Source organism: Cellulomonas gelida (assembly GCF_006538725.1).
Lineage (GTDB): Bacteria > Actinomycetota > Actinomycetes > Actinomycetales > Cellulomonadaceae > Cellulomonas > Cellulomonas gelida.
Genome location: NZ_BJLQ01000016.1, coordinates 1 through 26,088, shown reverse-complemented (window position 1 = coordinate 26,088; position 26,088 = coordinate 1). Strand labels below are relative to the sequence as shown.

Genomic DNA, 26,088 nt, shown 5'->3' with positions numbered 1-26,088 from the left:
GCTCAGCCGCGCACCTCGTCGTGGCGTCCCGTGGCCTCGGCGAGCGTCGGCCCGCCGTCGCCCAGGCGCCACGCGCGCCAGCCGTCGACCTCGACGGGCGTGCCCGCGGCGTACGTCGCGGCCTCGCTCGGCTCGAAGAACCGGGCACCGTCGGCGAACTCGATCGACCCGTCGGGCGCGAGCGTCGCGACGAGGCGCTGACCGCGGCGCTCACGGAACCACACGAGCGTCACGAGCGCGCGGCGCTGCTTGGCGAGTGTCGCGAGCTCGGGGTACGGCATGTCCGGTCGGCGGGGCGGCGGGGGTGGGAGCTGCACGACGGGCGCGGGGGTGGCAGGGGGGTCGGGGTCGGGCGCCGGGTCCTCGTACACGGGCTCGTCGAGTGGCCGCTCGTCGGGGGTCTGCTCGTCGTACGCACGCTCGTCGTGTGCACGGTCGTCGTACGCCTGCGCGTCGGGCGCCGGCCGCCGGGGTCCGGGGTGGCCGAACGGCTCGTGCGACGTGCCCAGGACGTGGCTCAGCGGCTCGGCGAGCTGCGCGGGGGCGGGCGCGAGGTCCGACAGGAAGGAGGACATCGACTCGTACAGCGGCGACGCGGTCGCCGGGTAGCCGCGCTCACCGTCCGGGTCGGCCGCGGCGGGCATCGGGGCGGTGCTCGTCGTGCGGGACGCGGGCGGCGACGGGACGGGTGCGGGCGGACGCGCCGCGTGCGCGGCGGAGTACGGCGCGCCGTACGGCGCGGGTGGACGGCCCGGCGTCGCGCCCGTGACGTGCGGGTTCGTCAGGGGCGGGTGCGCCGGGGCGTGGTTCACGGGCGGCGCGTACGACGAGGTCGTGCGGTTCGTCGGCGGCGCGTACGACGGCGGGACGGGCGCACCGGCGGCGCGGCCCGACTGCGGGATCACGGCCGGGGTCGCGCGCGTGGACGCGGAGACCTGCGCGCTCGGGGTGCCCGCGACGGGCAGCACCGCGGCCGTGGGCGCGGGGGTCGTCGGGCGTGCGGGCTGCGGCGGCGGGGGCGGGACGGCGGCGTTCTCGCGGCTCGTCGTGGGCAGGCCCGGGGTGCGGCTCGTCGTCTGAGCCACCGGACGGTGCGCTCCCGGCTGCGGGGGCCGGGCGGTCGTCGGCTGGCTGGGGCCCGAGGGGAAGGCGGAGGTGGACGGCAGGCCCGAGCCGTACGACGAGCCGCCGTTCGCTGCACCGCCGTTCCTTGTGCCGCCGTGACCTGTGCCGCCGTGGCTCGTGCCGAGTCCGGGGAGGCTCGGTGTGGCGCCGCCGAGCGGTGCCGGCGGGCGGCGACGGCCGTCCTCGTACGCCATGGCCGTCGCGAACGACGCCTCGCTCGACCGGACCAGCCGCAGCGCCGTCGGCTCGACCGGGCGCCGCACGTTCTCGTGCCGCGCGAGCGGCGAGACGTCGAGGAACCGGCGGTCGTCGACGCCGCGGACCACGCCGAGCTGCAGCACGTCCACGTGCCGGCCCGGGCCCCGCAGGTAGCTCAACGTGTCGCCCGCCTCGGTCGCGACCTCCGAGCAGATCACGACGAGGCGTACGCCCTCACGCCGGCTCGTCGCCATCCCGTACGCCACCTGGTCACGGAACGCCGCGAAGTCCACCGCGAACCGGTCGGGGTCCGCGTGGTACGAGCGCGCCAGGTCGGTGCCCGTCATGCGCGCTGCCGCGCCCGCGTGCCGCAGCGCCGCGACGACCGCGTCGTCGTCCAGCACCTGCACGGCCTCGAGGACCACCGCGCGGCCCGTCGCGTCCAGCGCGAGGAGCTCGGGCAGGTCCGCGTGGTCCGGCGCGCTCGAGCGGTGACGCACCGGGAACAGCGGCTCCCCCGCGATCGCCGCGAGGTGGTGCGTGAGCAGCGACGCGAGATCCTGCGCGAACGACCCGGGCAACGGCTGCATCGGCTGGACGAGGCGCGGGCGACCGTCGTCGAGCTCGAACAGGGGCATCCGGTCCCGGCCTTCCTGGGGCGCGCGACGTCCGACCGGCGCGGTCTCTGCGCCCTGCCCGGGCGTCTGAGGTCCTCGTCCCGGCGTTCGTGGCAGCCCCGACGACGGTGTGCACGCGGAAGTTCCACGTGTCAGCGACACTCTGGCACGTGCGCGCATGTCCGGTCTGTCCGCCGGACGGGTCGAGTTGACCGCCCGCGACGGCCGTGCGGGTGACGTACCGGGGCAATCCTCGCCCTGACGGGGACGCATGTCACGCGTCGGCGCTCGTGTCGGCGCAGCGAGGACGCCCCTGGCCGCGCGCCGTTCTCGTGGAGCGTCTGCTCCGGTGGACCGGTGGCCGCTCTCAGGCGTCCCGGAGCGCGTCCTCGACCCGAGCGACCTTCCCGTCGAGCTCGCCGACGTAACCGGGCCGGATGTCGGCCTTCAGGACGAGCGAGACCCGCGAACCGAACGGAGCGACCGCCTCGGTCGCGCGCCTGACGACGTCGAAACAGGCGTCCCAGTCACCCTCGATCGTCGTGAACATCGCGTCGGTGCGGTTCGGGAGACCGGACTCCCGCACGACCCGGACCGCCGCCGCGACGGCTTCGGAGACGGAGCCGTCCGCACGGCCGGTTCCGCTGGGGGCGACGGAGAAGGCGACGAGCATCCCCCGACCCTGCCCGTCTGGCGGCCGGGACGCAACGGCTGGTCCGACGTGTGTGGCCCGACGCGTGTGTGGCCCGACGCGTGCGGGGTCCGACGCCTCGGGTCCGGCGCGTGTGGGTGGTCGGAGGTTCGATGGGCGGATGACGGCACGAGTGCGATGGGCGGACGTGAGGCGTGACGCGCCAGACCTGGCGGCGGTGGTCGAAGCGCTGTTCAGGGCGGGGACGAACAAGACGATGGCGACGCTGCGGGCCGACGGCTCGCCGCGGATCTCCGGCACCGAGCTCGAGCTCGGTGACGACGTGACGCTCGGCATGATGCCGGGCTCGGTCAAGCTGCAGGACGTGCTGCGCGACCCGCGCGTGGCCGTGCACAGCCCGACGCTCGAGCCGCCGTCGGACACGACGCAGTGGCTGGGCGACGCCAAGCTCGCGGGTCGGCTGGTCGAGGTCGCCCGGCCCGCCGAGGGGCCACCGGGGGCGTACTTCGCGCTCGACGTCACCGAGGTGGTGCACACGCGGCTCGACGAGTCGGGCACGCGGCTGGTCGTCACGTCGTGGCACCCCGGGCGCGGGACGACGACGTTGTCGCGCGACTGACACGGGGGGGCGGGAGGACGACGCTGTCGCGCGGCTGACACGCGGGGCGGGGGACGACGTCGTCGCGCGACTGACACGCGGGGCGGGGCGACGACGTCTCGTGTGACCGCGGGGTGCGATGCGGCGTGGGAGGCTCGCTCTCCGCCGTCGCGATGGCCGTCCCACCGTGACCCCTCGCTGTCCACAGGGCCAGCCCGGCACGTCGGACCTTCCCTAGAATCGTACGTATGTTCGATTCCTCGGGGCCGGGTGGCGTGAGCACGGTGCTGGGCGGCGCGCGCTCCGGCGGCGCGCGCGCCGGCAGTGCCGCTCCGCGGGCCGAGGACGTGCTCGCGGAGCTGGAGGACCTGCGCGAGCGCCTCATGGGGCTCGCGCGTCGCGCGGCTGACGCCGATCGGTGGACCGGTGCGCAGCGTGCCCTTGTGCTCGGGACGCTCGACCGGCTCGCGGCGCTCGTCCCCGCGGTGCGCGCGCCGGTGCTCGCGGCCCACCAAGCGGCGGCAGCGGCTGCGGGCGCCGAGCGGGAGCTCGCCGACACCCGGGCGCGGCAGACGGGCTCGTCCCGCTGGCAGGTCGCGACGCAGGTGCGCACCGCCGAGGCGCTCACCCGCCTGCCGGACGTGCGCACCGCGACGGCCGAGGGTCGTGTGCGCGAGGGGCACGCCGACGTGCTCGCCCGGACACTCGCGGAGGCGCCCGCGCAGGTGGCGCAGGCGCTCAGCACCGCCGAGGGGCAGGCCGCGGTGGTCGACCTCGCGCAGGGCGTCGACTCCCGTGAGTTCGGGCGCGAGCTCGCCGCCTGGGTGGCCGCGCAGCACCCCGCGCACCACGCGGACCAGCGGGAGGCGCACCGCCGCGCCCGGTTCCTCACGCTGACGCATGCGGCCGAGGGGACGTTCCTGCGCGGCCGGCTCGACCCGCTCGCGGGCGCCCGCCTGCAGCGCGCGCTCGACGCGACCGGCCACCGCCCCGACGAGGACCGGACGCCTGAGCAGGCACGCGCCGACGCTCTCACGGCGCTCGCCGGCGGGTCAGTCCGGCACGGGGTTGGTGGCGGTGACGCCGCGGCGGCGAGCGGCGGCGACGCCAGGCAGACCGCGAGCTGCGGCGAGGACGACATGCCGGTGGAGGGCGGCGACGCCGACGGGGCGGCGGGGCCTCGTGGAGTCGGCGCTCCCGGCGTCGGCGGCGCCGGGTCGGGGTCGCACGTCTCGCTGCTGGTTCCGGCCGAGACATGGGCGCTCGTGAGGAGTCAGCAGGGGCAGCGTCGCGCGGCCGGTCCACGAGCACAGGGGCGGCGGTCAGAGGGCGTGCCCCTCATGCCGCCGACCGTCCCGTCCGCGGTGACCGACGCGGGGGTACCGCTCTCGGCGACCGAGCTCGCTGCCGCGCTGTGCGACTGCGCCATGACGCGGGTGGTGATGGGCGCTGCGGGGCTGCCGCTGGACGTGGGTCGGACGCGGCGAGCGTTCACGCCCGCGCAGCGCTACGCCGTGATCGCGCGGGACCGGGTGTGCGCGTGGAACGGCTGCAGCGTGCCGCCCGCGTACGGCCAGCTGCACCACATCGCGTGGTGGCACCGCGACGGCGGCGCGACCGACCTCGACAACGCCCTGCTGCTGTGCGGCTTCCACCATCACGAGGTGCACCGCCTCGACCTGGACGTCGAGCGCGTCGAACGGGCCGAGCCCGGGGTGCTGTCGACGCTCGGCTCACCAGTCGGCGGCGAGGGTCGGCGGTATGTGTTCCGCACGCGCGGCGGTCGCGCGCACAACGCTCCAGGAGCAGTGCCGGCCGGGGGCGCGCGTGTCGAGGCGGTCCCGCCGTGAGAGCCCGACCGCCCGTGAGCAGGTCAGGAGGTGGGCGTGGCCGCGTCTCGCTGGGCGGGGAGGTGGGAGGCCAGGAGCTGAGCGAGGTGGATGCCCTCCACACCGGCGAGCTGGTCGGCCTGGGTGCGGCACGAGTAGCCGTCGGCGAGGTAGATGTCACCGGGTGCCGCGTCGCGCAGTGCGGGCAGGAGGGAGTTCTCCGCGACGGCGACCGAGACGTCGTAGTGGCCCTTCTCCATGCCGAAGTTGCCTGCGAGGCCGCAGCAGCCGGCCATGGCCGAGAACTGCGCGCCCGCGTCGGTCAGCAGTCGACGGTCAGCGGTCCACGTCATGACCGAGTAGTGGTGGCAGTGCGGCTGGACGACGGCGGTGACGTCGGACAGGTCGGGCACCTGCCAGCGGTCGCCGGGGCCGATCGGCGCGGGCGCCGTGAGGAGCTCCGCGAGGGTGCGGGTCTCGCGCGCGACCGCGACCGCGCGCGGGTCGTCAGGCAGGAGGTCGGTCAGGTCGGAACGGAGGACAGCGGTGCACGAGGGCTCGAGGCCGACGATCGGGATGCCGTTGACCGCGAACGGGCCGAGCACCTCGAGGAGGTGCTCGAGCTGGTGACGCGCACCGTCGAGCTGGCCCGTGCTGATCCACGTGAGGCCGCAGCAGGCCTGGTGGTCGGGGACGAGCACCTCGTACCCGGCGTCCCGCAGCACGGCGACCGCCGCGTGGGCGACCGAGGGTGCGAGCGCGTCGCTGAACGAGTCGGTCCACAGCAGCACGCGCGGACGTCGGCCTTCGTCGTCCCCGCGCTCAGGCCGAGGCTCGTCGGGCGTGCTCGCGACCGTGACCTGGTCCGCGCCCTCCCGTCGGACCCAGCGCCGGAACGGCTCGTCCGCGAAGCTGACCATCTCGCGGCGGGTGTCCATGCCGCCCCCGGCGAGGACGAGCTTGGCGATCGGTCGGACCCCGAGCACCGCGTTGACGACCCGCGCGAGCCCGGGCACTCCCGTGACGATGCGCGCCCAGCGGGGCAGCCAGCCGAGCGCGTAGTGGTTGATCGGGCGAAGCCTGCGGCGATACGTACGGTGCAGCACCTCCGACTTGTACTGAGCCATGTCGACGCCCGCGGGGCAGTCGGACGAGCACGCCTTGCAGCTCAGGCACAGGTCGAGCGCCTCGTGGACCTCGGGCGACGACCAGCCGCGCGAGACGAGCGAGCCGTTGGCCATCTCCTGCAGCACGCGCGCGCGGCCGCGCGTCGAGTCCTTCTCGTCCTTGGTCGCAAGGTACGACGGGCACATGAACCCGCCCGCGGCGGTCGAGTCCGCGCGGCACTTGCCCACCCCGACGCACCGGTGGACGGCGGTCGTGAGGTCACCCGCGTCGTGCGCGAAGGCGAAGCCCGTGGCGGCCGGCAGACGGTGCGCGGCGGGGCGCCGCAGGTCGGCGTCGAGCGGCCGGGGCCGGACGAGGACGCCGGGGTTGAGCAGGTCGCGGGGGTCGAACAGGTCCTTGAACGCCCCGAACACCTCGATCGCCCGCGGCGAGTACATGACCGAGAGCAGCTCGGAGCGAGCCCGCCCGTCGCCGTGCTCGCCGGAGAGCGACCCCCCGTGCGACGCGACGAGCTCCGCCGCGTCCTCCATGAACGCCCGCAGCGGGTTGCCGGACCGCTCGAGCGGGATGTCGAGCCGCAGGTGCACGCAGCCGTCGCCGAAGTGCCCGTACGCGAGCCCGTCGACCCGGTGCTGGGCCATGAGCGCCTCGAGGTCACGCAGGTACCCGCCGAGCTTCGCGGGCGGCACGGCCGAGTCCTCGAAGCCCGGCCAGGCCTGCTCGCCGGACGGCGTGCGCCCGCCGAGACCGGCACCGTCCTCACGGATGCGCCACATCGCGGTGGCCGCCGGACCGGGCGGGAAGAGGGCCACGGCGTCGGTTGCCGAGTCGGCAGCCAGCGCCCGGGCCCGGTCGAGTGCCTCGTCGAGCGTGTCGGCACCGACCTCGACCATCAGCCAGCCGCCACCGGGTGGCAGGTCGGGCACCGCGGCGGCACCGCGGACTCGTCGGACCACGTCGACGAGCCGTGCGTCCATGCCCTCGATCGCGATGGGCCGGTGGGCGAGGAGTGCGGGCACGGCGTCGGCGGCGGTCGGCATGTCCGGGTAGCCGAGCACGACGAGCACGGGCGCTGCCGCGACCGGGACGAGCCGCAGCGTGGCCTCGAGCAGCGTGCCGACGGTGCCCTCGGTCCCCACGAGCGCCTTCGCCAGGTCGGCGCCCTTCTCGGGCAGCAGGTGCTCGAGCGAGTACCCGGAGACCTGGCGCCCGAACCGCCCGAGCTCGGTGCGCAGCAGGTCGAGGTTCGCTCGCACGAGCTCGGCCAGGCCGGGGACCACGTCGAGCGCGCCCTCCCCCGCACCGGCCGTGAGGCGACGGCCGGTGCCGTCTACGAGGTCGAGTGCGAGCACGTTGTCCGCGGTGCGGCCGTAGGCGACGGCGCGCGGCCCGCACGCGTTGTTGCCGATCATCCCGCCGAGCGTCGCGCGGGTCCACGTGGACGGGTCCGGCCCGAACCGCAGACCGTGGGGTGCGGCTGCCCGCTGCAGCGAGGCCATGATCACGCCCGGCTCGACGCGCGCGGTGCGTGCCTCCGGGTCGATCTCGAGGATGCGGTTCACGTGGCGCGAGAAGTCGAGCACGACGCCGGGGCCGATCGAGTTCCCCGCGACGGAGGTCCCCGCACCGCGAGCCGTGAGCGGCACACCGGCCTCGCGCGTGACCGCGAGCGCGGCCAGCACGTCGTCGCGGTCGCGCGGGAAGACGACGACCTCGGGCACGACCCGGTAGTTCGAGGCGTCGGTCGAGTACTCGGCGCGGCGACGGGACGAGTCGTCCACCGCGCCGCGCACGGCGGACCGGAGCGCGGCGACGACGTCGGTGCGCAAGCGGTTCTCGTCGGCCACGGCAGTCACGGGGGGCATCTTCGCACTCGCGCGCGGAGCCGGACCGGGACCGGTCGCAGACCGGACGCCGACCCCCATGGCCCTCGAGCCACGACCAGGCCGAGCCCGTCAGCGGCAGGCCCGTCACGGCAGGCCGGTCAGGTGCAGGCCGGTCAGTGGCAGGCCGGTCAGGGGCAGGCCGGTCGGGGGCGGCTGGTCTGTGGCGCCGGCCGGTCAGGGGCGGGCTTGGTGCGGGCAGGTCAGCGGCGGGCGAGGGGGCAGCCGGCGCACGCGAGTGGGAGCGGGGTGTCGCTGGGCGTGCCGGGGTCGCACGACGAGCACGGCGCGTCGCGGCGGGCGAGCGTCGGCGCGAGGGCGCCGCGGCGCGCCCAGTGGTCGAGCGCGGCGACGACGAGGCCCTCGTCGATCCCGAGGGTACGCGCGGTCGTCGCGGGCGTAGCGCCGGAGCGCGTCACGCGCAGCACGTCGTCGAGCACGCTCATCGGGGCGCCTCCGGACCAGCAGCGTTCGCACGCGCTGTCCGCACGGGTCGTGGCACGTCCCTCTCCGCGTTCATCCCAGCAACCGCCCGACCTGGAACACCACGACCGCGCCCACCCACGCGACGGTGAACCCGACGCCGACCCCGAGCGCAGTCCACCGCAGCCCGAACATCCTCCGCTGCTCGGCGAGGGTGGCCAGGCACGGGCTGTAGGCGAGCACGAACCACAGGAACCCCGCGGCCGCGGCCCCCGGGTGCCCACCGGACGACCGCTCGAACGTCGCCCGCAGCCGGTCGCCGAGGTCGCCCGGGTGCGCGGGGTCGTCGGGCTCGGCCACGGCGGCCGTCTGCGCGAGCGACCCCACGACGACCTCCTTGGCGACGAAGCCGGTCGCGAGCGCGGCCGCCGCCTCCCACGTGCCGAACCCGGCGGGTGCGAGCACGGGGGCGAGCGTCGAGGCGGCGCGCCCGTACAACGAGTCCTGCACGGGCACGTCGGCGATCGCGTGATGGCCCGTCACGGGGATCGCCATGAGCAACCACACCGCGGTGAGCGTCCCGACGATGATCACGCCCGCCTTCCGGGCGAACGCGAGCACCCGGACCCACACCGACAACGCGATCGGCCGCGGCGCGGGGCGCTGGTAGGCGGGCAGCGCGAGGACGAGCGGCTCGCGGCGGACGTCGCGGAACAGCGTGCGCCGCAGCGCCAGACCGCCGAGCACGACGAGCGCGGCGGACGCGAGGTACATGACGAAGATGACGGTGCCCGCGTGCTGCGGGAAGAACACCGACGCGAGGAGCACGTACACCGTGAGCCGTGCGGTGCACGACGTGAACGGGATGAGCAGCCCCGTGAGCAGCCGCTGACGCGCGTGCGGGAGCGTGCGGGTCGCGGCCAGGGCGGGCAGGTTGCAGCCGAAGCCGACGACGAGCGGCAGCACCGCCCGGCCGTCGAGTCCGATCGCCCGCATCGCGCGGTCGGCGACGAACGCCGCGCGGGCGAGGTAGCCGCAGTCCTCGAGCAGGGCCACCGCGACGAACACCAGCGCGAGCAGCGGGACGAACGACAGCACCGTCCCGACGCCCGCGAGGGCGCCGTCGACGAGCAGGCCCTCGAGCCAGTGCCACGGGCCCGACGACGGCAGGGCGGCGCGCACCGCGTCGGCGAGCCAGCCATTCACGAGCGTGTCGACTGCGGCGATGAGCGGGGCGGCCACGGTCGTCGCGAGCTGGAACAGGGCCCACATCACGACGAGCAGCACCGGGATCCCCGCGCGCGGGTCCAGGAGCACGCGGTCCACGCGGTCCGACCAGGTGCGCACGGGTGCCCGCGGCGCGTCGCCCCCGAGCTGCACGGCGGCCAGCACGTCGGCGACCCACGCGAACACGCGCTCGGCCTCGTCGTCGCTCGCGGCGGTGCCGGCCGCGGCCGCCTCCCCCTCGAGCACGGTGTCCGGAGCGGTCCCGGGCGTGGTGACGCGTCGGCTCGGCGCGGTGGTGAGGCGGCGGGGGTGCGTCAGCGCGAGGGCGACGGCCGAGGCGAGCCGGTCGAGGCCGGCCCCGGTGCGCGGGTCGACCACGACCACAGGGACGCCGAGCTGGTCCGCGAGGGCGTCGGCGGGCACGGTCAGCCCTCGCGTGCGAGCGACGTCGGTCATGGTCAGCGCGACGACGACGGGCCGCGCGGCGCTCGCGACCTGACCCGCCAGCACGAGCGACCGGGCCAGCCCCGCGGCGTCGACCAGGAGCACGACGAGGTCGGTGCTGTCGTCGTGCACGGCGTGCGCGGCGACCTGCTCGTCGGGCGAGCGCGCGTCGAGGCTGTACGTACCGGGCAGGTCGACGAGGCGGCACGGGACGCCACCCACGCGCCAGCGGCCCTCCTGCAGCTCGACCGTCGTCCCGGGGGCGTTGACCACGCGCTGTCGCGCGCCCGTGAGCGCGTTGAACAGGGTCGACTTGCCCACGTTCGGGTTGCCGACGAGCACGATGCGGGGCTCGTCGAGCACGGCGGTGCCGACCGGCCCGGGCGAGATCGCCGCGGGCGCCTCGTGGCAGCTCATGACGTGGTCAGGTCGACGGGCGCGACGGGGGCGACGTATACGTGGACGCACGTCTGGGCGTCGAGCGCGAACCGGTCCGCACCGATCCCCACGACCCGGCCGCCGAACCCGCCGCGGTGCGTGACGTGCACGACCGCCCCCGGAGCCAGTCCCAGCTCACGGCAGCGTCTGCGCATCGCCCCGTCGAGGTCGATGCGCGTGACCCGGACCACGTCGCCCGGCGTGCTCTGCGCGAGGTTCACGCACTCGACGCTAGTGATGAGGTGAGGCAATCCTCACGGGACGGAAGTCCCGAACACCTCGCCCCGGGACCTGGGTTCCGGGGCGAGGTGCCCTCGGGTCAGGCGAGAGCTGCGTCCAGCGTGATCTCGGTACCGGTCAGGGCCTTGCTCACCGGGCAGCCGAGCTTGGCGCTCTCGGCGGCGGCGAGGAAGCCGTCGGCGTCGAGCCCCTCGACCTGCCCGCGCACCCGCAGGGCGATCCCGGAGATCCGGAATCCGCCGGCGGGGTCGGGCCGCAGCGTGACGTCAGCCGTCACGTCGAGCCCGACGGGCGTGCCGCCGGCCTCGGCGATGACCGCGGAGAGCTGCATCGCGTAGCAGGACGAGTGGGCGGCCGCGATCAGCTCCTCGGGGCTGGTGACGCCCTCGGCGTCGTCGGCCGCGCGGCGCGGGAACGAGACGTCGTACGCCCCGGCGCCCGAGCTCGTGAGCTCGACGTGACCGGTGCCCTCGGTCAGGGTGCCGTGCCAAGAGGTCTTCGCGCTGCGCGTGGGCATGTCCGCTCCTTCTCGTCGGGGTGGTGGGCGCTCGTCGTGCCGCGCGAGGCGGCGCCGCCGGGCCCGTCCGCCCACGCTAGGCCCCCGCCCGCCGCGGCGCAGCCCGGCGCCCACATCGCGGCGCGACCCGCGCACGGGGGCACGCCAGGGCCACGACCAGGACGGCGGCGAGCGTCAGCGGGCGCGTTCGAGGTGGGTCGCCACGACCGCCTGCGGCGCGCCCGCCTCGCGCAGCGTCCACGCCGCACGGGCGTGCAGCGCACGTCGGTCGGCGGGCAGCAGCCCGCCGTACAGCGCCGCGCGCACCACGTCGTGCCGGAACACGAGCCGGTCGCCACGCGCCTGCACGACGCCCGCCGCGAGCGCGTGCCGCAGCGTTCGCCAGACCTCCGCGACCGGCCGGTCGACGAGCGCGGCGAGGTCCACGACGACGAACGAGACGCCGAGCACCGACGCGGCGGACAGCAGCGCGAGCACGTCGGCGCCCAGGTAGGCGACGCGCGACCGGACGACCTCCTCGACCTCGCCCCGCCAGCCAGGCAGCACCGCGTCGATGCCGCCCTCGACCGCGACGAGCGCGCCGGCGTCGTGCGCGGTCGTGACCACGTCGACGACGAACCGAGGGTTGCCGCCCGCGGTCGAGATCGCGCCGCGCAGCGACGGACCGAGGCTCGCGCCCACGATCGCCTCGGCGAGCTCGACGGCCGCGGCGGTCGGCAGCGGGCGCAGCTCGAGGTAGCGGGCGCCGGCGCGCGTCCACCGGCTCACGACGTGCGTGACCGCGGGGCGGTGCGGCACCGGGCGCAGGGTCAGCACGACGAGCGTGCGCGGCGGGAAGCCGTCGCCCGACGCGGCGGCCAGGCCCGCGAGCTCGTCGTCGTCCCAGGAGTGCACGTCCTCCAGGACGACGAGCCGCGCGGACCCGTCGACGCACGGGCGGCGCAGCTCGTCGAGCGCGTCGGCGCCGCCGCACACGCGGATGCCGAGGAGCTGGGCGCCCGACTGCAGCGCCTCGACGAGGCTCGTGCGGCCGACCCCGGCCTCACCCTCGAGCAGGACGGCGCCGCCCGGCCCGTCGGTGGCCTCGGTCAGGTAGGCCTCGAGGTCGTCGAGCTCAGCGGCGCGGCCGACGAGCGGCCAGGCACGACCCGGTGCAGGCATGGACCGATGCTAGGTGCAGCTGGCCACTACCAGGCTGGGTGAAGAGCGGGACACGCACGGGCGGCCGACTGCCTGCGCGGCCGGCGCACCGGGCGCTCGCTCTCGCGCGCCACGGCAACCGGACCTCCGCGGCTCAGCGCGTGTACTCCCAGTGCCACGCCTCGGGCTTGCTGCCGCCGGCCCGCGCCCACGCCGGGTGCACCCACCCGAACTCGCCCGCGTGCTGCTGCATCCACGCGTGCTGCTTGGTGCCGAACACCTGGATGCCGCCGCCGAGGTCGACGGCGATGCCGGTCCCGTGGTTCGACGTGCCGGGCTGGGCGCACAGCCAGCCCTTGCGCGCACGGCAGCTCACCTGGTTGCCGTACGAGCGGTAGGAGTCGGAGATCGCGAGGTGCACGCCGAAGTCGGCGTGGTACGCGGCGTCGAGCGCGTCGAGGTCCTCGGCGGCGTCGCACCGCAGCAGCGCGCTCGAGTCGAACGACGGGGCGCACAGCGCGGAGGACGGGATCTGGCCGTTCGCGTAGCCGAGCAGCGACTGCTTCCAGGCGGCACGCTCGGCCTCCTTGGCGGCGGCGGCTTCCGCGGCGGCCTTCGCGGCGGCTTCCGCCTCGGCCTTCGCCGCGGCCTCGGCGGCGGCCTTCTCGGCGGCCGCCTTCTCGGCTGCGGCCTGCTGCTCGGCGGCGATGCGCTCGCGCGTCTCCTGGGTCGTCTCGGCGACCTCGCTGCTGAGCTCCACGACTCGCGCGACCGCCTCGCGGATCTTGCGCGTCGTCTCGTCCTCGGGCCCGGCGACGGGCGGCACGACGACCTCGTCGGCCGGGTCGACGACCTCGGCGGGGGTGTTCGGGTCGGCTGCGCTGCTCGGGTCCGCGGCACCGGGGTCTGCGGCCGGGTCGGCCGGGGCGGTCGGCTCGGCGGTCGCGCCGTCGGCCGGGGCGGTCGGCTCGGCGGTCGCGCCGTCGACCGGAGCCGTGGCGTCGTCGGCCGGGGCCGTGGCCGCGGCGTCGGGTGTCGTCGTGGCGTCGGGGGCGGCCGGTGCGAGGCGGTCCTCGGACGCGCTCAGCAGGCCGGGCACACGCGCCGGGGCGTCCGTCGCGGTCTCAGCGGTCGCGGCACCGTCGGAGGCGGCGTCGTCGGAGGGCGTCGTGGCCGAGCCGTCGGCGCCGCGCTCGGTCGCGGCGGTGCGGTCGGCGGTGCGGTCAGCGGTGCGGTCAGCGGTGCCGTCGGCGGTGCGGTCGCCGCTGCGGGACGGGGCATCGGCGGACCGCGCCCGCAGGACGCCGGCCTCGTCGAGCAGGTCCTCGAGCTCGGCCGTCGCGGCGTCGAGCTCGTCGAGCGTGTCGTCGTCGGGGGTCACGACCTCGGCCGCGTCGGTCGCGGCGCGCGCGGTCTGCACGGCGTCGAGCGCGGCGTCGGCGACGGCGGCTCGCGCGTCGCGCATCGCGGTGCGGTCCTGCTCGTTCGCGGCCGTGCTCTGCGAGACGAATCCGCCGAACGCCGCCGTGAGGGCGACGACGACGAACCCCTTCGCCAGTCGGCTGGGGGTCACACGGGTGGTGGGGCGCGTGCGAGTCCGCTCTGCTGCCGCGTGGCGGCCGCCTCCGGACGTACGCCGGCGCTGCGGCTCGTCAGTCATCGATCTCCACGCTAAGGAGCGTTCGCGGGATGTCCAGGTTGAGATCCGTCAAGGTCCTGCAAGGCTTGACCGGCGCAGTCGCACATGTCCGACACAACGCCCAACCGGGCAGCGATCAGGCGACGGAACGCCTCCGGAGCGACCGACGGACGTCCCTCCTGGTCACGTCCCGAATGCGCGCCGAGGGCCCTGCGGAGCACTTTCCGCATACCGGACACGGGCTCGGCGCAGGCCCTCGACGGGCGTCTTCACGTCTCCGACACACAAGTTCACCCGCTCCGACGAGGCTGTGACAGCGACCACAGGAGCCGCGACACGCCGTGCTGACCTGCGCAGACCGGACACGTCGGACGAATCGTGCACACGCTTCCATGTCGCCGACACCCGGAGCGCCGCGGCCACCGGCACGTGCACGAGCGTCGGGTGCGGTGAAGGACGGGTCTGGTGAAAGACGGGTGCGGTGAAGGACCCGTCAGTGCCTGGGCAACGCCGCCGGGGCGCGCGCGGGCACCACGGGTCGCGCGGGCGGTACCGGCGCCAACCGCACGTACGGCTCGCCGGGTCGCGGCCGCGGGTCGCTCTCGCCCCGGTTGGGCCACAGCGCGCACGCGCGCTCGGCCTGGGCGGCGATCGTCAACGACGGGTTCACCCCGAGGTTCGCGGAGATCGTCGACCCGTCGAGCACGTGCAGCCCCGGGTAGCCGTGCACGCGGTGATAGGGGTCGACGACGCCGTCGGCCGCGGAGCGCCCGATCGTGCAGCCGCCGATGAAGTGCGCCGTCATGGGCACGTCCACCACCTCGGCCACGCTCGAGGCGGGGAACCCGCCGAGCTGGCGCGCCATGGCGCGGTACGCGTCGTGCGCCTGCGGGATCCACGTGGGGTTGGGCTCGCCGTCGCCCGGCGTCGAGGTCAGGCGCACGCGTCCGCGCCAGGTCCGCCGCGGCTGCACGACGATCGAGGCCGCACCGGTCTGCATCACGAGCCCGATCACGGTGCGCTGCGACCACGAGCCCAGGCCCAGCAGCAGCGAGCCCATCTGGCCGGGGTGGCGCAGGGCCGCGGCGCACCAGCGCCCTACGTGGCGCACCCGCGCACCGGTCGGTCGCTCGCCCGTCGTCGGGCCCGCGGTGAGCACGGTCGACAGCAGGCCCATGAGGTTGGACCCGCGGCCGTACCGGACGGGTTCGAGGTGGGTGCGCTCGTCGAGCCAGATCGACGAGGTGATCGCGACGCCGCGGGTCAGGTCCGGCCCGGTCCGCCGGTCGCGCCACCGCGCGACCGCACCGCCGAGCGCCTCGGAGTTCGTGCGCGTCAGGTGCCCGAGCCGGTCGGACAGCGCGGGCAGCACACCGTCGGCCTTGAGCCGGTGCAGCAGGTCCTGCGTCCCCCACGCGCCCGCGGCGAGCACCACCTGCCCGGCCCGCAGGGTCCGACAAGTCCGACGAGCAGTCCGACGGGCCGTCCGACGAGGACGCCGACGGCCGGTCGCGACGACGTCGACCTCCCACGTGCCGTCGTCGGCCGGGCGCACCGCGGTCACGGTGGTGAGCGGCACGACGCGCGCGCCGCCGCGCTCCGCGAGCGGCAGGTAGTTGGTCTCGAGCGTGTTCTTGGCCCCGAACCGGCAGCCCGTCATGCACGCGCCGCACTGCGTGCAGCCCCGGCGCTCGGGCCCGACGCCCCCGAAGAACGGGTCGGGCACCACGGTCCCCGGCTCGACCCGACCCTCGCGCCCGAACACCACGCCGACGGGTGCGCGCCGGTACGTGCCCGCGACCCCGAGCTCCTCGGCGGCACCGCGGACGACCTCGTCGGCCGGCGTGGTCGCGGGGTTCTCGACGACGCCGAGCATGCGCCGCGCCTGGTCGTAGTGCGGCGCGAGCTCGGCGCGCCAGTCGGCGATGCCCGCCCACTGCGGGTCGTCCCAGAACTCGTCACGCTCGGGCTCGTACAGCGTGTTGGCGTAGACGAGCGAGCCGCCGCCCACCCCGGCGCCCGCGAGCACGAGCACGTCCGGCAGCGCGTGGATGCGCTGGATCCCGGTGCAGCCGAGCCGCGGCGCCCACAGGAACCGCCGGACGTCCCACGAGGTCCGCGGCAGCGTCTCGGGCGTGAACCGCCGCCCGGCCTCCAGGACCATGACGCGGTAGCCCTTCTCGGTGAGCCGCAGCGCCGCGACCGAACCGCCGAAGCCCGAGCCGACCACGATCACGTCGGCGTCGAGGGCCGCGGCACGGGCCGTGGTCGGGCCGGGGGACGACGACGGTGTCGCGGGCCGGGGATCACTCACGCGCCTAGTGTCGGTGCTGAGGACGGCCGACCGCGCGCACGGCGACGCAGCGGCGCGGCGGGGCGGGCGCGACGAGCACGACGACGGCCGGGTGACCATCGGATGAGCGAGGACCGGGTACGGGAGGCGCTGCGGGCGGTGCCGCGGGTGCAGTTCCTGCCGCGCGCACAGCGGGCGCACGCCGACGAGGACCGCGCGCTGCCGCTGTGGCACGGCTCGACGGGCTCGCAGCCCAGCACGGTCGTGGCGATGCTGCGCCTGCTGGACGTCCCGCCGGGTGCGAGCGTGCTCGACGTGGGCGCGGGCTCGGGGTGGACGACGGCACTGCTCGCCTGGCTCGTCGGACCGGACGGCGACGTGCTGGGTCTCGAGCTGGACCCCGAGCTCGCGGTCTGGGGCGCGGCGAACGTCGCCGAGTACCTGGGGACCCCGGCCGGCGCCGGCCGTGCGACCCCTCGCGCGCGGCTCGAGATCGCGCCGCCCGGGACCGTCGGGCGCTCTCGCCCGGGCGGCTGGGACCGGATCCTCGTCTCGGCGGCCGCGCGCACGCTCCCCGACGAGCTCGTCGGGATGCTGGCCGACCCGGGCCGCCTGGTGCTGCCGATCCGGTCGACGATGCACCTGCTCGTCGTCGCGGACGGGCAGGTCAGCGACACGACGCACGGGTCGTACGCGTTCGTCCCGCTGCGCTGAGGGGCGCGCCGGCACGCCGGTCCTCGGCGGGGCGTTCGACGAGCGCCGCCACCAATTCGGTCGTACCGGATGACGTGGGGCGTACCGGTCAGTAGCGTGCGTCGGGCGTGCGTGGTCTCCGCCGACGAGGGCAACGGTCAGCCCGACGGTCCCACGGACGCTCCGTGAGAACCCACAACTCCAGGGGTGCACATGTCACGCAGATCCGTCCTCGCCTCCACCACCGCGCTCGCGGTGGCCCTCAGCACCGCGCTCCTCGGCTCGTCGGCCACCGCCGCGCCACCCGGTCCACCCACCCCGTCCGACCACGGCATCGACCCCGCGCTCAGCAGGGTCACGCTCGACGAGGCGCGCAAGGCCGCCGGGATCGTCGGTGCCAAGGGTCGGATCACCGCGCTCGTCGAGCTCGACACGGCCGCGGGCGTCGAGGTCGCCGCCCAGGGTGCCGACGCCGTGCAGGACGCCGCCGCGCAGACGGAGGCCGTCGCGCAGGACGTCGTGCCGGCCGAGCTCACCGCGAAGAACGTCGCCAGCGCCGCACCGAAGCGGCTCGGCACCCTCACCAACCTCATCGCCGGGACGCTCGTCAGCGGCGACGCCGCCAAGATCCGGGCGCTCGCGTCGTCGGACAAGGTCACCGCGATCCGCCTCGTCGTCCCCAAGCGCCCGACGAACGCCAACACCGTCACGTTCACGCGTGCGCTGCAGGCGTGGCACGACACCGGCCAGACCGGTGAGGGCGTCTCGGTCGGCGTCATCGACACGGGCCTGGACTACACGCACGCCGACTTCGGCGGTGCGGGCACCGTCGAGGCGTACGAGGCCGCGTACGGCGAGGACGGCACCCAGCCGATCCCCGCGGGCTCCTACGACCCGGCCAAGTTCGCGGGCGGCTACGACTTCGCCGGGCCGCTGTACGACGCGAGCCTCGACGAGCCCGGTTCCACGGACGTCCCCACGCCCGACGAGAACCCCATCGACTCGCTGTCGACGTCCCCCAACTCGGGCCACGGCACGCACGTCGCCGGCACCGCCGCCGGCTACGGCGTCGACTCGACCGGCAGCACGTTCGACGGCGACTACTCGACGCTGACCGACGTCTCCGACTGGCAGATCGGCCCCGGCGCCGCGCCCCGCGCACAGCTGTGGTCGTTCAAGGTGTTCGGCGACATCGGCGGCTCGACCGATCTCACCGGCCTCGCGCTCGACCGTGCCGCGGACCCGAACGGTGACGGCGACCTGTCCGACCACGTCGACGTCCTGAACCTGTCGCTCGGCAGCGACGGCACCCCGGCCGACGACCCCGACAACGCCCTCATCGACGCGCTGACCAAGCTCGGCGTGGTCGTCGCGATCTCCTCGGGCAACGCGGGCGACATCACCGACATCGGCGGCTCGCCGGGCAACGCCGCGAGCGCGATCACGGTCGCGAACTCCGTGGGCGCCCCGGTGCTCGACGCCGTCAAGGTCACGGCCGCCTCCGACGCCTCGCTCGTCGGGAAGCTGTTCGCGGCGCAGAACTCGGTCGCGTACTCCGGGCCGGACGTCACCGCCCCGGTCGCCTACGTGGCGGCCGACTTCGACGGCTGCACGGCGTTCACCGCGGCGCAGGCCGCGCTAGTCGCCGGCAAGATCGCGTACCTGTGGTGGAACGACGACGACTCCGCGCGGCTGTGCGGATCGGCCGTCCGCTTCAACAACGCGACCGCCGCGGGCGCCGTCGGCGTGGTCCTGCCCACCGAGCAGGCGGTCTTCGCCGCAGGTATCGCGGGCAACGCCACGATTCCCGGCGCGCAGCTCACCAAGCAGTCGACCGACGCGCTCCTGCCGGAGATCGAGGCGGGCACGCTGTCGCTGACGATCGGCCCGGGCCTCGCGCAGTCGAGCAGCCAGGAGGGCGCGGGCGACCTGCTGAACGACGGCTCGTCGCGCGGCGTGCACGGCTCGCTCGGCATCGCCAAGGTCGACGTCGCCGCACCCGGCACCGGCATCCTGTCGGCCGCCTCGGGCGGCGGCACGGCGGGCCAGCTGCTGTCGGGCACCTCGATGGCCGCACCGCACGTCGCGGGCATCGCCGCGCTGGTCCGCGCCGCGCACCCGCGCTGGTCGGCGACCGACGTCAAGGCCGCCGTGGTCAACACCGCGACGCACGACGTCACCACCGAGCCCGGTGGCACCGGTCTGGCGTACGGACCCGAGCGGGTGGGCGCCGGTCGCGTCGACGCGCTGCAGGCCGTGCAGACGAACGTCCTCGCGTACAACGCCAAGAACCCGGCGCTCACGTCGGTCGCGTTCGGCGTCGTCGACGTCGGCCCGAAGACGGTCGTGCGCACCGCCAAGGTGACCGTGCGCAACACCGGCCGCACGCTCGCCAGCTACGACGCGTCGTTCGTCGCCGCGTCCACCGCGGGCGGCGCGAGCATCACGGTCCACCCGACGCGCGTCAACGTGCCGCCGGGCCGTTCCACGACGCTCACGGTCACGCTCAAGGCCGACCCGGCCACGCTCGAGCGTGACATCGACCCCACGTCCGCCTCGGTGCAGTCCGGGCTGCCGCGCGAGTACGTCGCGGGGCTGACCGGTCGGGTCGTCCTCGACTCGCGCACCGCCGCCTCCGACCTGCGCGTCCCGGTGCAGGCCGCGCCGCGTCTGGTCTCGCACCTCAAGGCCAAGGACGTCACGTTCTCCGGGACGTCCACGACCGCGGGCCTGGCGCTCACGGGCAAGGGCGTGTCCTCGGGCGGCTGGCAGTCGCTCACCACGCCCCTGATCCTCGGCACGACGAGCCCCCAGCTCGAGGAGGACCCGACGCTCACCACGTCGGCCTCGGCGCTCGCGTCCGGCGACATCAGGTACGTCGGCTGGTCCTCGACCGCTCCCTACGTCGAGGCGCTCGGCGCCGACCCGCAGGAGTACGGGCTGCTCAACATCGGTGTCGCGACGCAGGGCGACTGGGCCTCGCTCGGCCAGGCCGTCATCCCCGTGATCGACACCGACGTCGACGGCGACGGCACGTACGACCTCGAGTCGTACGTGTGGAAGCTCGACCCGTCGATCGACCTCACGGTCGTCTCGACGTTCGACCTGCACGCACCCGCGTCGAACCCGGCGGTCGACATCGAGCCGATCAACAACGAGCTCGGCGACGTCGACACGGGCGTGTTCGACAACAACGTGCTCGTCGCGCCGATCAGCCTCGGTGCCGTCGGCATCGAGCCGGGGGCCACCCCGACCGTCACCGTCTGGACGTACTCGCCGTACGGCAAGGACGACGTGGTCGACGAGGCCGAGCCGTTCACGGTCGACCCGTACGCCCCGCCGTTCTGGTTCGAGAACGACCGCGACTCGCTCATCTCCACGAACGGCGCCGGCGGGGTCACCATCCCCGTGCACCGCTCCGCGAGCGCAGCCTCGGCCGAGCTCCTGGTGTTCCAGCACCACAACGTCGCGGGCAAGCGCGTCCAGGTGGTCAAGGCGACCCTGCCGACCGCCACGACGACGACCCTGTCGGTCGTCGGCGGGACGTCGTACGGCGAGAAGGCGCTCCTCAAGGCGAGCCTCACGCCGCCGTCGGCGAAGGGCACCGTCGCGTTCCGCGACGGCACGCACCTGATCGCCGTCGCGGACGTCCGGCGCGGCGCGGCCACCGCGTCGGTGCAGCTCGGGCTCGGCGCGCACTCGATCACCGCGTCGTTCGTCCCGGCGAGGGGTTCGACGTTCCTGCCGTCGGTGTCCGCGGCGGTCCCGGTGACGGTCGCCAAGTCGGCGACGACGACGAAGGTCACGGTGACCGGTGCCTCCGTCCGCTCCGGGGCGTCCGGTACGACGAGCGGCGGCGGCAAGCCGTACCCGGGCGGTGCGGGCGCGTCGCAGGCCGTCGTCACGGTGACCGGCGCGACCGCGGCCCCGTTCGGGACGGTCACGCTGACCGAGGGGACGAAGGTCATCGGTACCGGCACGCTCAAGGTCCAGCGCCTCACGGGCACGGTGTCGATCGCGCTCCCGCGTGATCTCGCGCCGGGCCCGCACACGCTGACGGCGAGCTACGCCGGCAGCAAGTCGACCGAGGCCTCGCAGGGCTCGGTCACGTTCACGGTCCGCCGCTGACGCGGTCGCCCTGAAGAGCACGCCCTCGGCGGGGCGTCGTGGCCACGGCCGCGGCGCCCCGCCGTCGTGCCGGGCCCCGGCCCGGGCGTTCGCGCGACGAGCCGACTCAGAAGACGAGACCGGTCAGAGGAGGACGAGCCCGCTCAGAACAGCGTGTCGACGACGAGCCCGCGCGCAGCGGGCTGAGCCGCCCCGTCGGGCCGGGTCGCGGCGTCGGCGACGGTCGTGGGCCGCGGGAGGAGCCCGTCGCGGGCGGCGCGCGCGGCGATGCCTGCGAGCTCGTCGGCCCGCTCGTTGAACCGGTCCCCGCGGTGGCCGCGGACCCACGTGAACGTCACGGGGCCCGAGCGCTCCGCGATGGCGCGGTCGATCGCCTGCACCAGCGCGAGGTTCTGCACCGGGCCGCCGCCCGCGGTGCGCCAGCCGCGGCGCCGCCACCCGTGCACCCACTCCGACGAGCACTTGATCGCGTACTGCGAGTCGGCCTCGATGCGCAGCGGCTCGTCGCCGGGGTGCGCCCGGACGGCCTCGAGCACGGCCATCAGCTCGGCGATCTGGTTGGTGCCGGACGTCTCGCCGCCGCTGGCGCTCGTGCCGTCATGGTTGGCCCAGGCCCACCCGATCGCACCCCCGGGGTTGCGCAGGCAGGAGCCGTCGGTGCTCACGGTGATCATCGCCGACCATTGTCGGCCACCCGGACGCGCACGGTCGTCACCGTCCACACCTTCGTCGTCGCCCCTGTTCAGGGCGTCGTCGCCGGGGCGAGATGTCCACCCCTCGGGATGTTGCCGCCATCTCGCCGCGACTTCGTTGCGATCAGGTGAACTCGCCCCTCGATCGTCCTACTGGTCAGTAACGTGCGCCCCACGCTCCGCACCGCGCCCTCGTCGAGATCGGGTCGCGGGGCGCCCCGAGGGATACACGAAGGGACACGCATGTCACGACCAGTCCGGCGCTCACTCCTGGCGTCCACCACGGCGGTGTCGGTCGCGCTGACCAGCGCGCTGCTCGCCACGTCCGCCACCGCTGCGCCTTCCGACGCGGGGCCGGCCGCCTCGCGCCTCGACCCCGCACTGTCCTCGACCACGCTCGCCGAGGCCCGCAAGCGCATCGGCGTCACCGGTGACGAGGGCCAGATCACGGCCCTCGTCCAGCTCGCGACCGACGCGGGCGTCGACGTCGCCGACGAGGGCGCCGACGCCGTCCTCGAGGCCGCCGCCGCTGCCGAGGACCTCGCGGCCGACGTCGTGCCGACCGAGCTCACCGCGAAGAACGCGGGCTCGGCCACGCCCAAGCGCCTGGGCACGCTGACGAACCTCATGGCGGGCACGCTCGTCACCGGCGACGCCGAGAAGATCGCGGCGCTCGCCGCGTCCGACGACGTCACCGCGATCTACCGCGTGGCGACCAAGCGTCCGTCGAACGCGAACACGGTCGACTTCACGCGCGCGCTCGCGACGTGGCAGGACACGGGCGAGACCGGCGACGGCGTGAGCATCGCCGTGATCGACACGGGCCTGGACTACACGCACGCCGACTTCGGCGGCGCGGGCACCCTTGCGGCATACGAGGCCGCGTACGGCGACGACGGCACGCAGGCCGTGGACCCGGCGTGGTTCGACGCGGCCAAGTACGCGGGCGGCTACGACTTCGCCGGGCCGCTGTACGACGCGAGCCTCGACGAGCCAGGCTCCACGGACGTCCCGACGCCCGACGCGAACCCCATCGACTCGCTGTCGACGTCCCCCAACTCGGGCCACGGCACGCACGTCGCCGGCTCGGCCGCCGGGTACGGCGTGACGGAGAGCGGCACCACGTTCACCGGCGGGTACGACGACCTCACGGACGTCTCCGACTGGCAGATCGGCCCCGGCTCGGCGCCGGGCGCGACGGTCTGGGCGTTCAAGGTCTTCGGCGACATCGGCGGCTCGACGAACCTCACGAGCCTCGCCCTGGACCGCGCCGCGGACCCGAACGGCGACGGCGACCTGTCCGACCACGTCGACGTCGTCAACATGTCGCTCGGCTCGGACGGCTCCCCGGCCGACGACCCGGACAACCTGCTCGTCGACGAGCTGACCAAGCTCGGCGTCGTCGTCGCGGTGGCCTCCGGCAACGCGGGCGACATCACCGACGTCGGCGGCGCACCCGGCAACGCCGCGAGCTCGCTCACGGTCGCCAACTCGGTCGGCGCCCCCGTGCTCGACGCGGCGCGCGTCATCGAGGCGGACGCCGCGGCGCTGCGCGGCCAGACGTTCGCCGGCCAGAACTCGATCGCGTACTCGGGCGGCGCCGACGTGACCGCGCCCGTCGTGTTCCTGGGTGCCAAGTTCGACGGCTGCACGCCGTTCACGCCCGAGCAGGCCGCGGCCGTCGCCGGCCGGATCGTGTACCTGTGGTGGGACGAGACGCCCGCGCGCGTGTGCGGCTCGGTCGCCCGGTTCACGAACGCCTCGAACGCCGGCGCAGCCGGTGTGGTGCTGCCGACCGACGTCGACGTGTTCTCCGCCGGCATCTCGGGCAACGCCGCGATCCCTGGCATCCAGCTCACGAAGTCCTCGACCGAGGCGCTCATGAGCGAGATCGAGGCCGGCTCCCTGCGGCTGCAGATCGGTCCGAGCCTCGCGATGCGCGGCACGCAGGCCGGGGCGGGCGACCTGCTCAACTCGGGCTCGTCGCGCGGTGTGCACGGGTCGCTCGGCATCGTGAAGCCCGACGTGGCCGCGCCCGGGACGGGCATCCTGTCGGCCGCGTCCGGCGGCGGTGCTGCCGGGCACGTGCTCTCGGGCACGTCGATGGCGACCCCGCACGTGGCCGGCATCGCCGCGCTCGTCCGGGCGGCGCACCCGGGCTGGACGGCCCAGCAGGTCAAGGCGGCCGTCATGAACACCGCGACGCACGACGTGACCACCGAGGCCGACGGCGCGGGCATCGCCTACGGCCCCGAGCGCGTCGGCTCCGGCCGTGTGGACGCGCTCGCCGCGGTCGAGACGGACGTCATCGCGTACGCCTCGCAGGACGAGGAGCTCACGTCGGTCGCGTTCGGCGTCGTCGACGTGGCGGACCAGGTCGTGACGAAGAAGGCCACGGTCACCGTGCGCAACTTCGGCTCGTCGGCCCGCACGTACGACACGGCGTTCGTCGCGGCGTCCACCGCCGGCGGCGCGGGCATCACGGTCTCGCCGTCGCAGGTCACCGTCCCGGCCGGCCGGGCGTCCACGCTCACGCTGACCCTCACGGTCGACCCGGCGACGCTCGAGCGGGAGATCGACCCGACGCAGGAGCTCGCGCAGTTCGGGCTCCCGCGCGAGTACGTCACCACGCTCTCGGGTCGCGTCGTGCTGACCTCGACGTCCGACGACCAGGAGCTGCGCGTGCCCGTCCAGGCGGCGCCGCGCCTCGTCGCCGACCTCAAGGCGTCGAACGTCGCGTTCTCGGGCACGGCCACGACCGCGGGCCTCGCGCTCACCGGTCGCGGTGTCGACGCGGGCGGCTGGACGTCGCTCACGTCGCCGCTGATCCTGGCGGCCACGAGCCCCCGGCTCGAGGCCGACGCCTCGCTGACCACGTCCGCGTCCGCGATCGCCTCGGGCGACCTGCGGTACGTCGGCTGGTCGTCGAACGCGCCGTACGTCGACGCGCTCGAGGAGGACCCGGAGTGGGCCACGCTCAACATCGGCATCGCGACCGACGGTGACTGGGCCTCCATCGGCACCGGGGTCATCCCGGTCATCGACATCGACGTGGACAACGACGGCGAGGCCGACCTCCAGTCGATCGTCACGAAGATCGACCCCGAGGTGGACCTCACGGTCGTCCAGACGTTCGACCTGCACGCCGACCCGTCCGACGACGCGATCGACACGCAGCTCGTCAACGGCGTCATCGGCATGGACGGCGGCCTGTTCAACAGCAACGTGCTGGTCGCACCGATCGGCCTCGTGGCCACGGGCATCGAGAAGGGCGACACCCCGACGGTCTCGGTGTGGACGTACTCCGACTACGCGCGCGACTCCGTCGTCGACGAGGTCACGCCGTTCACGGTCGACCCGTACGACCCGTCGTTCTGGTTCGAGACGGACCCGGGCCTGCTCGTCCCGGCGATCGGCGAGGTCGGCACGATCCCCGTGCACCGATCGGCGACCGCGAAGTCGGGCAAGCTGCTCGTCCTGCAGCACCACAACACCGGCACGTCGCGGGCGCAGGTCGTGGACGTCACCGTCCCGGTCCCGACGAAGACGACGACGAAGCTCGCCGTCTCGGGTGGCACCTCGTACGGCCAGAAGGCCACGCTCACCGCGACGGTCTCCCCGGCCGCGGCCGGGCGCGTGACCTTCTACGACGGCACGAAGTCGCTCGGCTCCGTCACGGTGTCCGCAGGCAAGGCCACCAAGGCCGTCGCCCTGGGCGTCGGGACGCACCAGCTCAAGGCGGTCTTCGTGCCGACGAGCTCGGCGTACGTCGGGTCGACGTCGGCCGTCGTGAAGCTCACGGTCGCGAAGTCCACGACGACGACGAGCGTCTCGCTGTCGAAGTGGACCGCGAAGAAGGGCAGCACGGTCAAGGCCACCGTCACCGTCAAGGGCGCGACCGCTGCTCCCTCCGGGAAGGTGACCATCAAGGAGGGCAGCAAGACGATCGCGTCGGGGACCCTCACGGTCAGCGGCACGACCGGCAAGGCCACGATCACGCTGCCGACCTCGCTGTCCGTCGGGAAGCACACCCTGACCGTCGGCTACGCGGGCACGGCCGGGACCTCGGCCTCGTCGAAGACCGTGACCTTCACGGTCACGCGCTGACGACCCCTGTCCGTCGCTGACGCGGCGGATCACGCACACCGACGGGGTGTCGTGGCGGCCCCACCGCCACGACACCC

16 protein-coding genes are annotated in these 26,088 nt (G+C 74.9%); 5 read left to right on the top strand and 11 right to left on the bottom strand.

Annotated elements, in window-relative coordinates; all coding sequences use genetic code 11:
* Window positions 1-2: 2 nt before the first annotated feature.
* Both CGE01nite_RS17295 and CGE01nite_RS08935 read right to left on the bottom strand, forming a co-directional pair.
* Complete coding sequence (locus tag CGE01nite_RS17295) at window positions 3-1,961, bottom strand: restriction system modified-DNA reader domain-containing protein (RefSeq protein WP_229747291.1); 1,959 nt, start codon at window positions 1,959-1,961, stop codon at window positions 3-5.
* Between the two features lie 346 nt (window positions 1,962-2,307).
* On the bottom strand, window positions 2,308-2,613 hold the full coding sequence (locus tag CGE01nite_RS08935) for a thiamine-binding protein (RefSeq protein WP_141370377.1): 306 nt from the start codon (window positions 2,611-2,613) through the stop codon (window positions 2,308-2,310).
* 139 nt (window positions 2,614-2,752) lie between these two features.
* Here CGE01nite_RS08935 and CGE01nite_RS08930 point away from each other — a divergent pair, with 139 nt between their 5' ends.
* Both CGE01nite_RS08930 and CGE01nite_RS08925 read left to right on the top strand, forming a co-directional pair.
* Window positions 2,753-3,211 carry a pyridoxamine 5'-phosphate oxidase family protein gene (locus CGE01nite_RS08930; RefSeq protein WP_141370375.1) on the top strand — a complete coding sequence of 153 codons (459 nt, stop codon included), beginning with the start codon at window positions 2,753-2,755 and terminating at the stop codon, window positions 3,209-3,211.
* Between the two features lie 227 nt (window positions 3,212-3,438).
* On the top strand, window positions 3,439-5,040 hold the full coding sequence (locus CGE01nite_RS08925) for an HNH endonuclease signature motif containing protein (protein ID WP_229747292.1): 1,602 nt from the start codon (window positions 3,439-3,441) through the stop codon (window positions 5,038-5,040).
* 23 nt (window positions 5,041-5,063) lie between these two features.
* On the opposite strand, the gene CGE01nite_RS08920 is transcribed toward CGE01nite_RS08925, so the two are convergent.
* The 8 genes from CGE01nite_RS08920 to CGE01nite_RS08885 form a co-directional block, all read right to left on the bottom strand.
* Complete coding sequence (locus CGE01nite_RS08920) at window positions 5,064-8,012, bottom strand: FAD-linked oxidase C-terminal domain-containing protein (RefSeq protein WP_141370373.1); 2,949 nt, start codon at window positions 8,010-8,012, stop codon at window positions 5,064-5,066.
* 221 nt (window positions 8,013-8,233) lie between these two features.
* Window positions 8,234-8,476, bottom strand: a complete 243-nt coding sequence (locus tag CGE01nite_RS08915; protein ID WP_048343229.1) for a hypothetical protein — start codon at window positions 8,474-8,476, stop codon at window positions 8,234-8,236.
* A gap of 70 nt (window positions 8,477-8,546) precedes the next feature.
* On the bottom strand, window positions 8,547-10,541 hold the full coding sequence (feoB, locus tag CGE01nite_RS08910; RefSeq protein ID WP_141370371.1) for a ferrous iron transport protein B: 1,995 nt from the start codon (window positions 10,539-10,541) through the stop codon (window positions 8,547-8,549).
* Complete coding sequence (locus tag CGE01nite_RS08905) at window positions 10,538-10,783, bottom strand: FeoA family protein (protein ID WP_141370369.1); 246 nt, start codon at window positions 10,781-10,783, stop codon at window positions 10,538-10,540. The genes feoB and CGE01nite_RS08905 overlap by 4 nt, the downstream gene beginning before the upstream one ends.
* 98 nt (window positions 10,784-10,881) lie before the next feature.
* Window positions 10,882-11,319, bottom strand: coding sequence for an OsmC family peroxiredoxin (locus CGE01nite_RS08900; RefSeq protein WP_048343227.1), 438 nt, complete (start codon window positions 11,317-11,319; stop codon window positions 10,882-10,884).
* A gap of 174 nt (window positions 11,320-11,493) precedes the next feature.
* Complete coding sequence (locus CGE01nite_RS08895) at window positions 11,494-12,480, bottom strand: AAA family ATPase (protein WP_141370367.1); 987 nt, start codon at window positions 12,478-12,480, stop codon at window positions 11,494-11,496.
* 133 nt (window positions 12,481-12,613) lie between these two features.
* Window positions 12,614-14,032: a M15 family metallopeptidase gene (locus tag CGE01nite_RS08890; RefSeq protein WP_141370365.1), complete on the bottom strand. Its 1,419-nt coding sequence runs from the start codon at window positions 14,030-14,032 to the stop codon at window positions 12,614-12,616.
* A 559-nt stretch (window positions 14,033-14,591) separates the two neighbouring features.
* On the bottom strand, window positions 14,592-16,334 hold the full coding sequence (locus CGE01nite_RS08885) for a GMC oxidoreductase (protein ID WP_229747349.1): 1,743 nt from the start codon (window positions 16,332-16,334) through the stop codon (window positions 14,592-14,594).
* Between the two features lie 180 nt (window positions 16,335-16,514).
* Between CGE01nite_RS08885 and CGE01nite_RS08880 the strand changes: the two genes are divergently transcribed.
* Both CGE01nite_RS08880 and CGE01nite_RS08875 read left to right on the top strand, forming a co-directional pair.
* Window positions 16,515-17,105 (top strand): protein-L-isoaspartate O-methyltransferase family protein, encoded by a 591-nt coding sequence (locus CGE01nite_RS08880; protein ID WP_141370361.1) that lies wholly within the window; start codon window positions 16,515-16,517, stop codon window positions 17,103-17,105.
* A gap of 192 nt (window positions 17,106-17,297) precedes the next feature.
* Entirely contained in the window at window positions 17,298-21,212 is a 3,915-nt protein-coding gene (locus tag CGE01nite_RS08875; RefSeq protein ID WP_141370359.1) for a S8 family serine peptidase, read from the top strand.
* A gap of 143 nt (window positions 21,213-21,355) precedes the next feature.
* On the opposite strand, the gene CGE01nite_RS08870 is transcribed toward CGE01nite_RS08875, so the two are convergent.
* The gene (locus CGE01nite_RS08870) at window positions 21,356-21,886 is read right to left on the bottom strand and encodes a ribonuclease H family protein (protein ID WP_048343221.1); all 531 of its coding nucleotides are present in this window, start codon (window positions 21,884-21,886) and stop codon (window positions 21,356-21,358) included.
* Between the two features lie 261 nt (window positions 21,887-22,147).
* Between CGE01nite_RS08870 and CGE01nite_RS08865 the strand changes: the two genes are divergently transcribed.
* A complete protein-coding gene (locus tag CGE01nite_RS08865; protein WP_141370356.1) occupies window positions 22,148-26,011 on the top strand; it encodes a S8 family serine peptidase in 3,864 nt (1,287 codons plus the stop codon).
* Window positions 26,012-26,088: the final 77 nt, after the last annotated feature.

Coding starts and splice junctions, on each gene's coding strand:
- CGE01nite_RS08935 (WP_141370377.1), bottom strand. CDS start 2,613: ATGCTCGTCGCCTTCTCCGTCGCCCCCAGCGGAACCGGCCGTGCGGAC.
- CGE01nite_RS08880 (WP_141370361.1), top strand. CDS start 16,515: ATGAGCGAGGACCGGGTACGGGAGGCGCTGCGGGCGGTGCCGCGGGTG.
- CGE01nite_RS08870 (WP_048343221.1), bottom strand. CDS start 21,886: ATGATCACCGTGAGCACCGACGGCTCCTGCCTGCGCAACCCCGGGGGT.
- CGE01nite_RS08865 (WP_141370356.1), top strand. CDS start 22,148: ATGTCACGACCAGTCCGGCGCTCACTCCTGGCGTCCACCACGGCGGTG.
- CGE01nite_RS08920 (WP_141370373.1), bottom strand. CDS start 8,012: ATGCCCCCCGTGACTGCCGTGGCCGACGAGAACCGCTTGCGCACCGAC.
- feoB (WP_141370371.1), bottom strand. CDS start 10,541: ATGAGCTGCCACGAGGCGCCCGCGGCGATCTCGCCCGGGCCGGTCGGC.
- CGE01nite_RS08915 (WP_048343229.1), bottom strand. CDS start 8,476: ATGAGCGTGCTCGACGACGTGCTGCGCGTGACGCGCTCCGGCGCTACG.
- CGE01nite_RS08900 (WP_048343227.1), bottom strand. CDS start 11,319: ATGCCCACGCGCAGCGCGAAGACCTCTTGGCACGGCACCCTGACCGAG.
- CGE01nite_RS08925 (WP_229747292.1), top strand. CDS start 3,439: ATGTTCGATTCCTCGGGGCCGGGTGGCGTGAGCACGGTGCTGGGCGGC.
- CGE01nite_RS08875 (WP_141370359.1), top strand. CDS start 17,298: ATGTCACGCAGATCCGTCCTCGCCTCCACCACCGCGCTCGCGGTGGCC.
- CGE01nite_RS08930 (WP_141370375.1), top strand. CDS start 2,753: ATGACGGCACGAGTGCGATGGGCGGACGTGAGGCGTGACGCGCCAGAC.
- CGE01nite_RS08895 (WP_141370367.1), bottom strand. CDS start 12,480: ATGCCTGCACCGGGTCGTGCCTGGCCGCTCGTCGGCCGCGCCGCTGAG.
- CGE01nite_RS17295 (WP_229747291.1), bottom strand. CDS start 1,961: ATGCCCCTGTTCGAGCTCGACGACGGTCGCCCGCGCCTCGTCCAGCCG.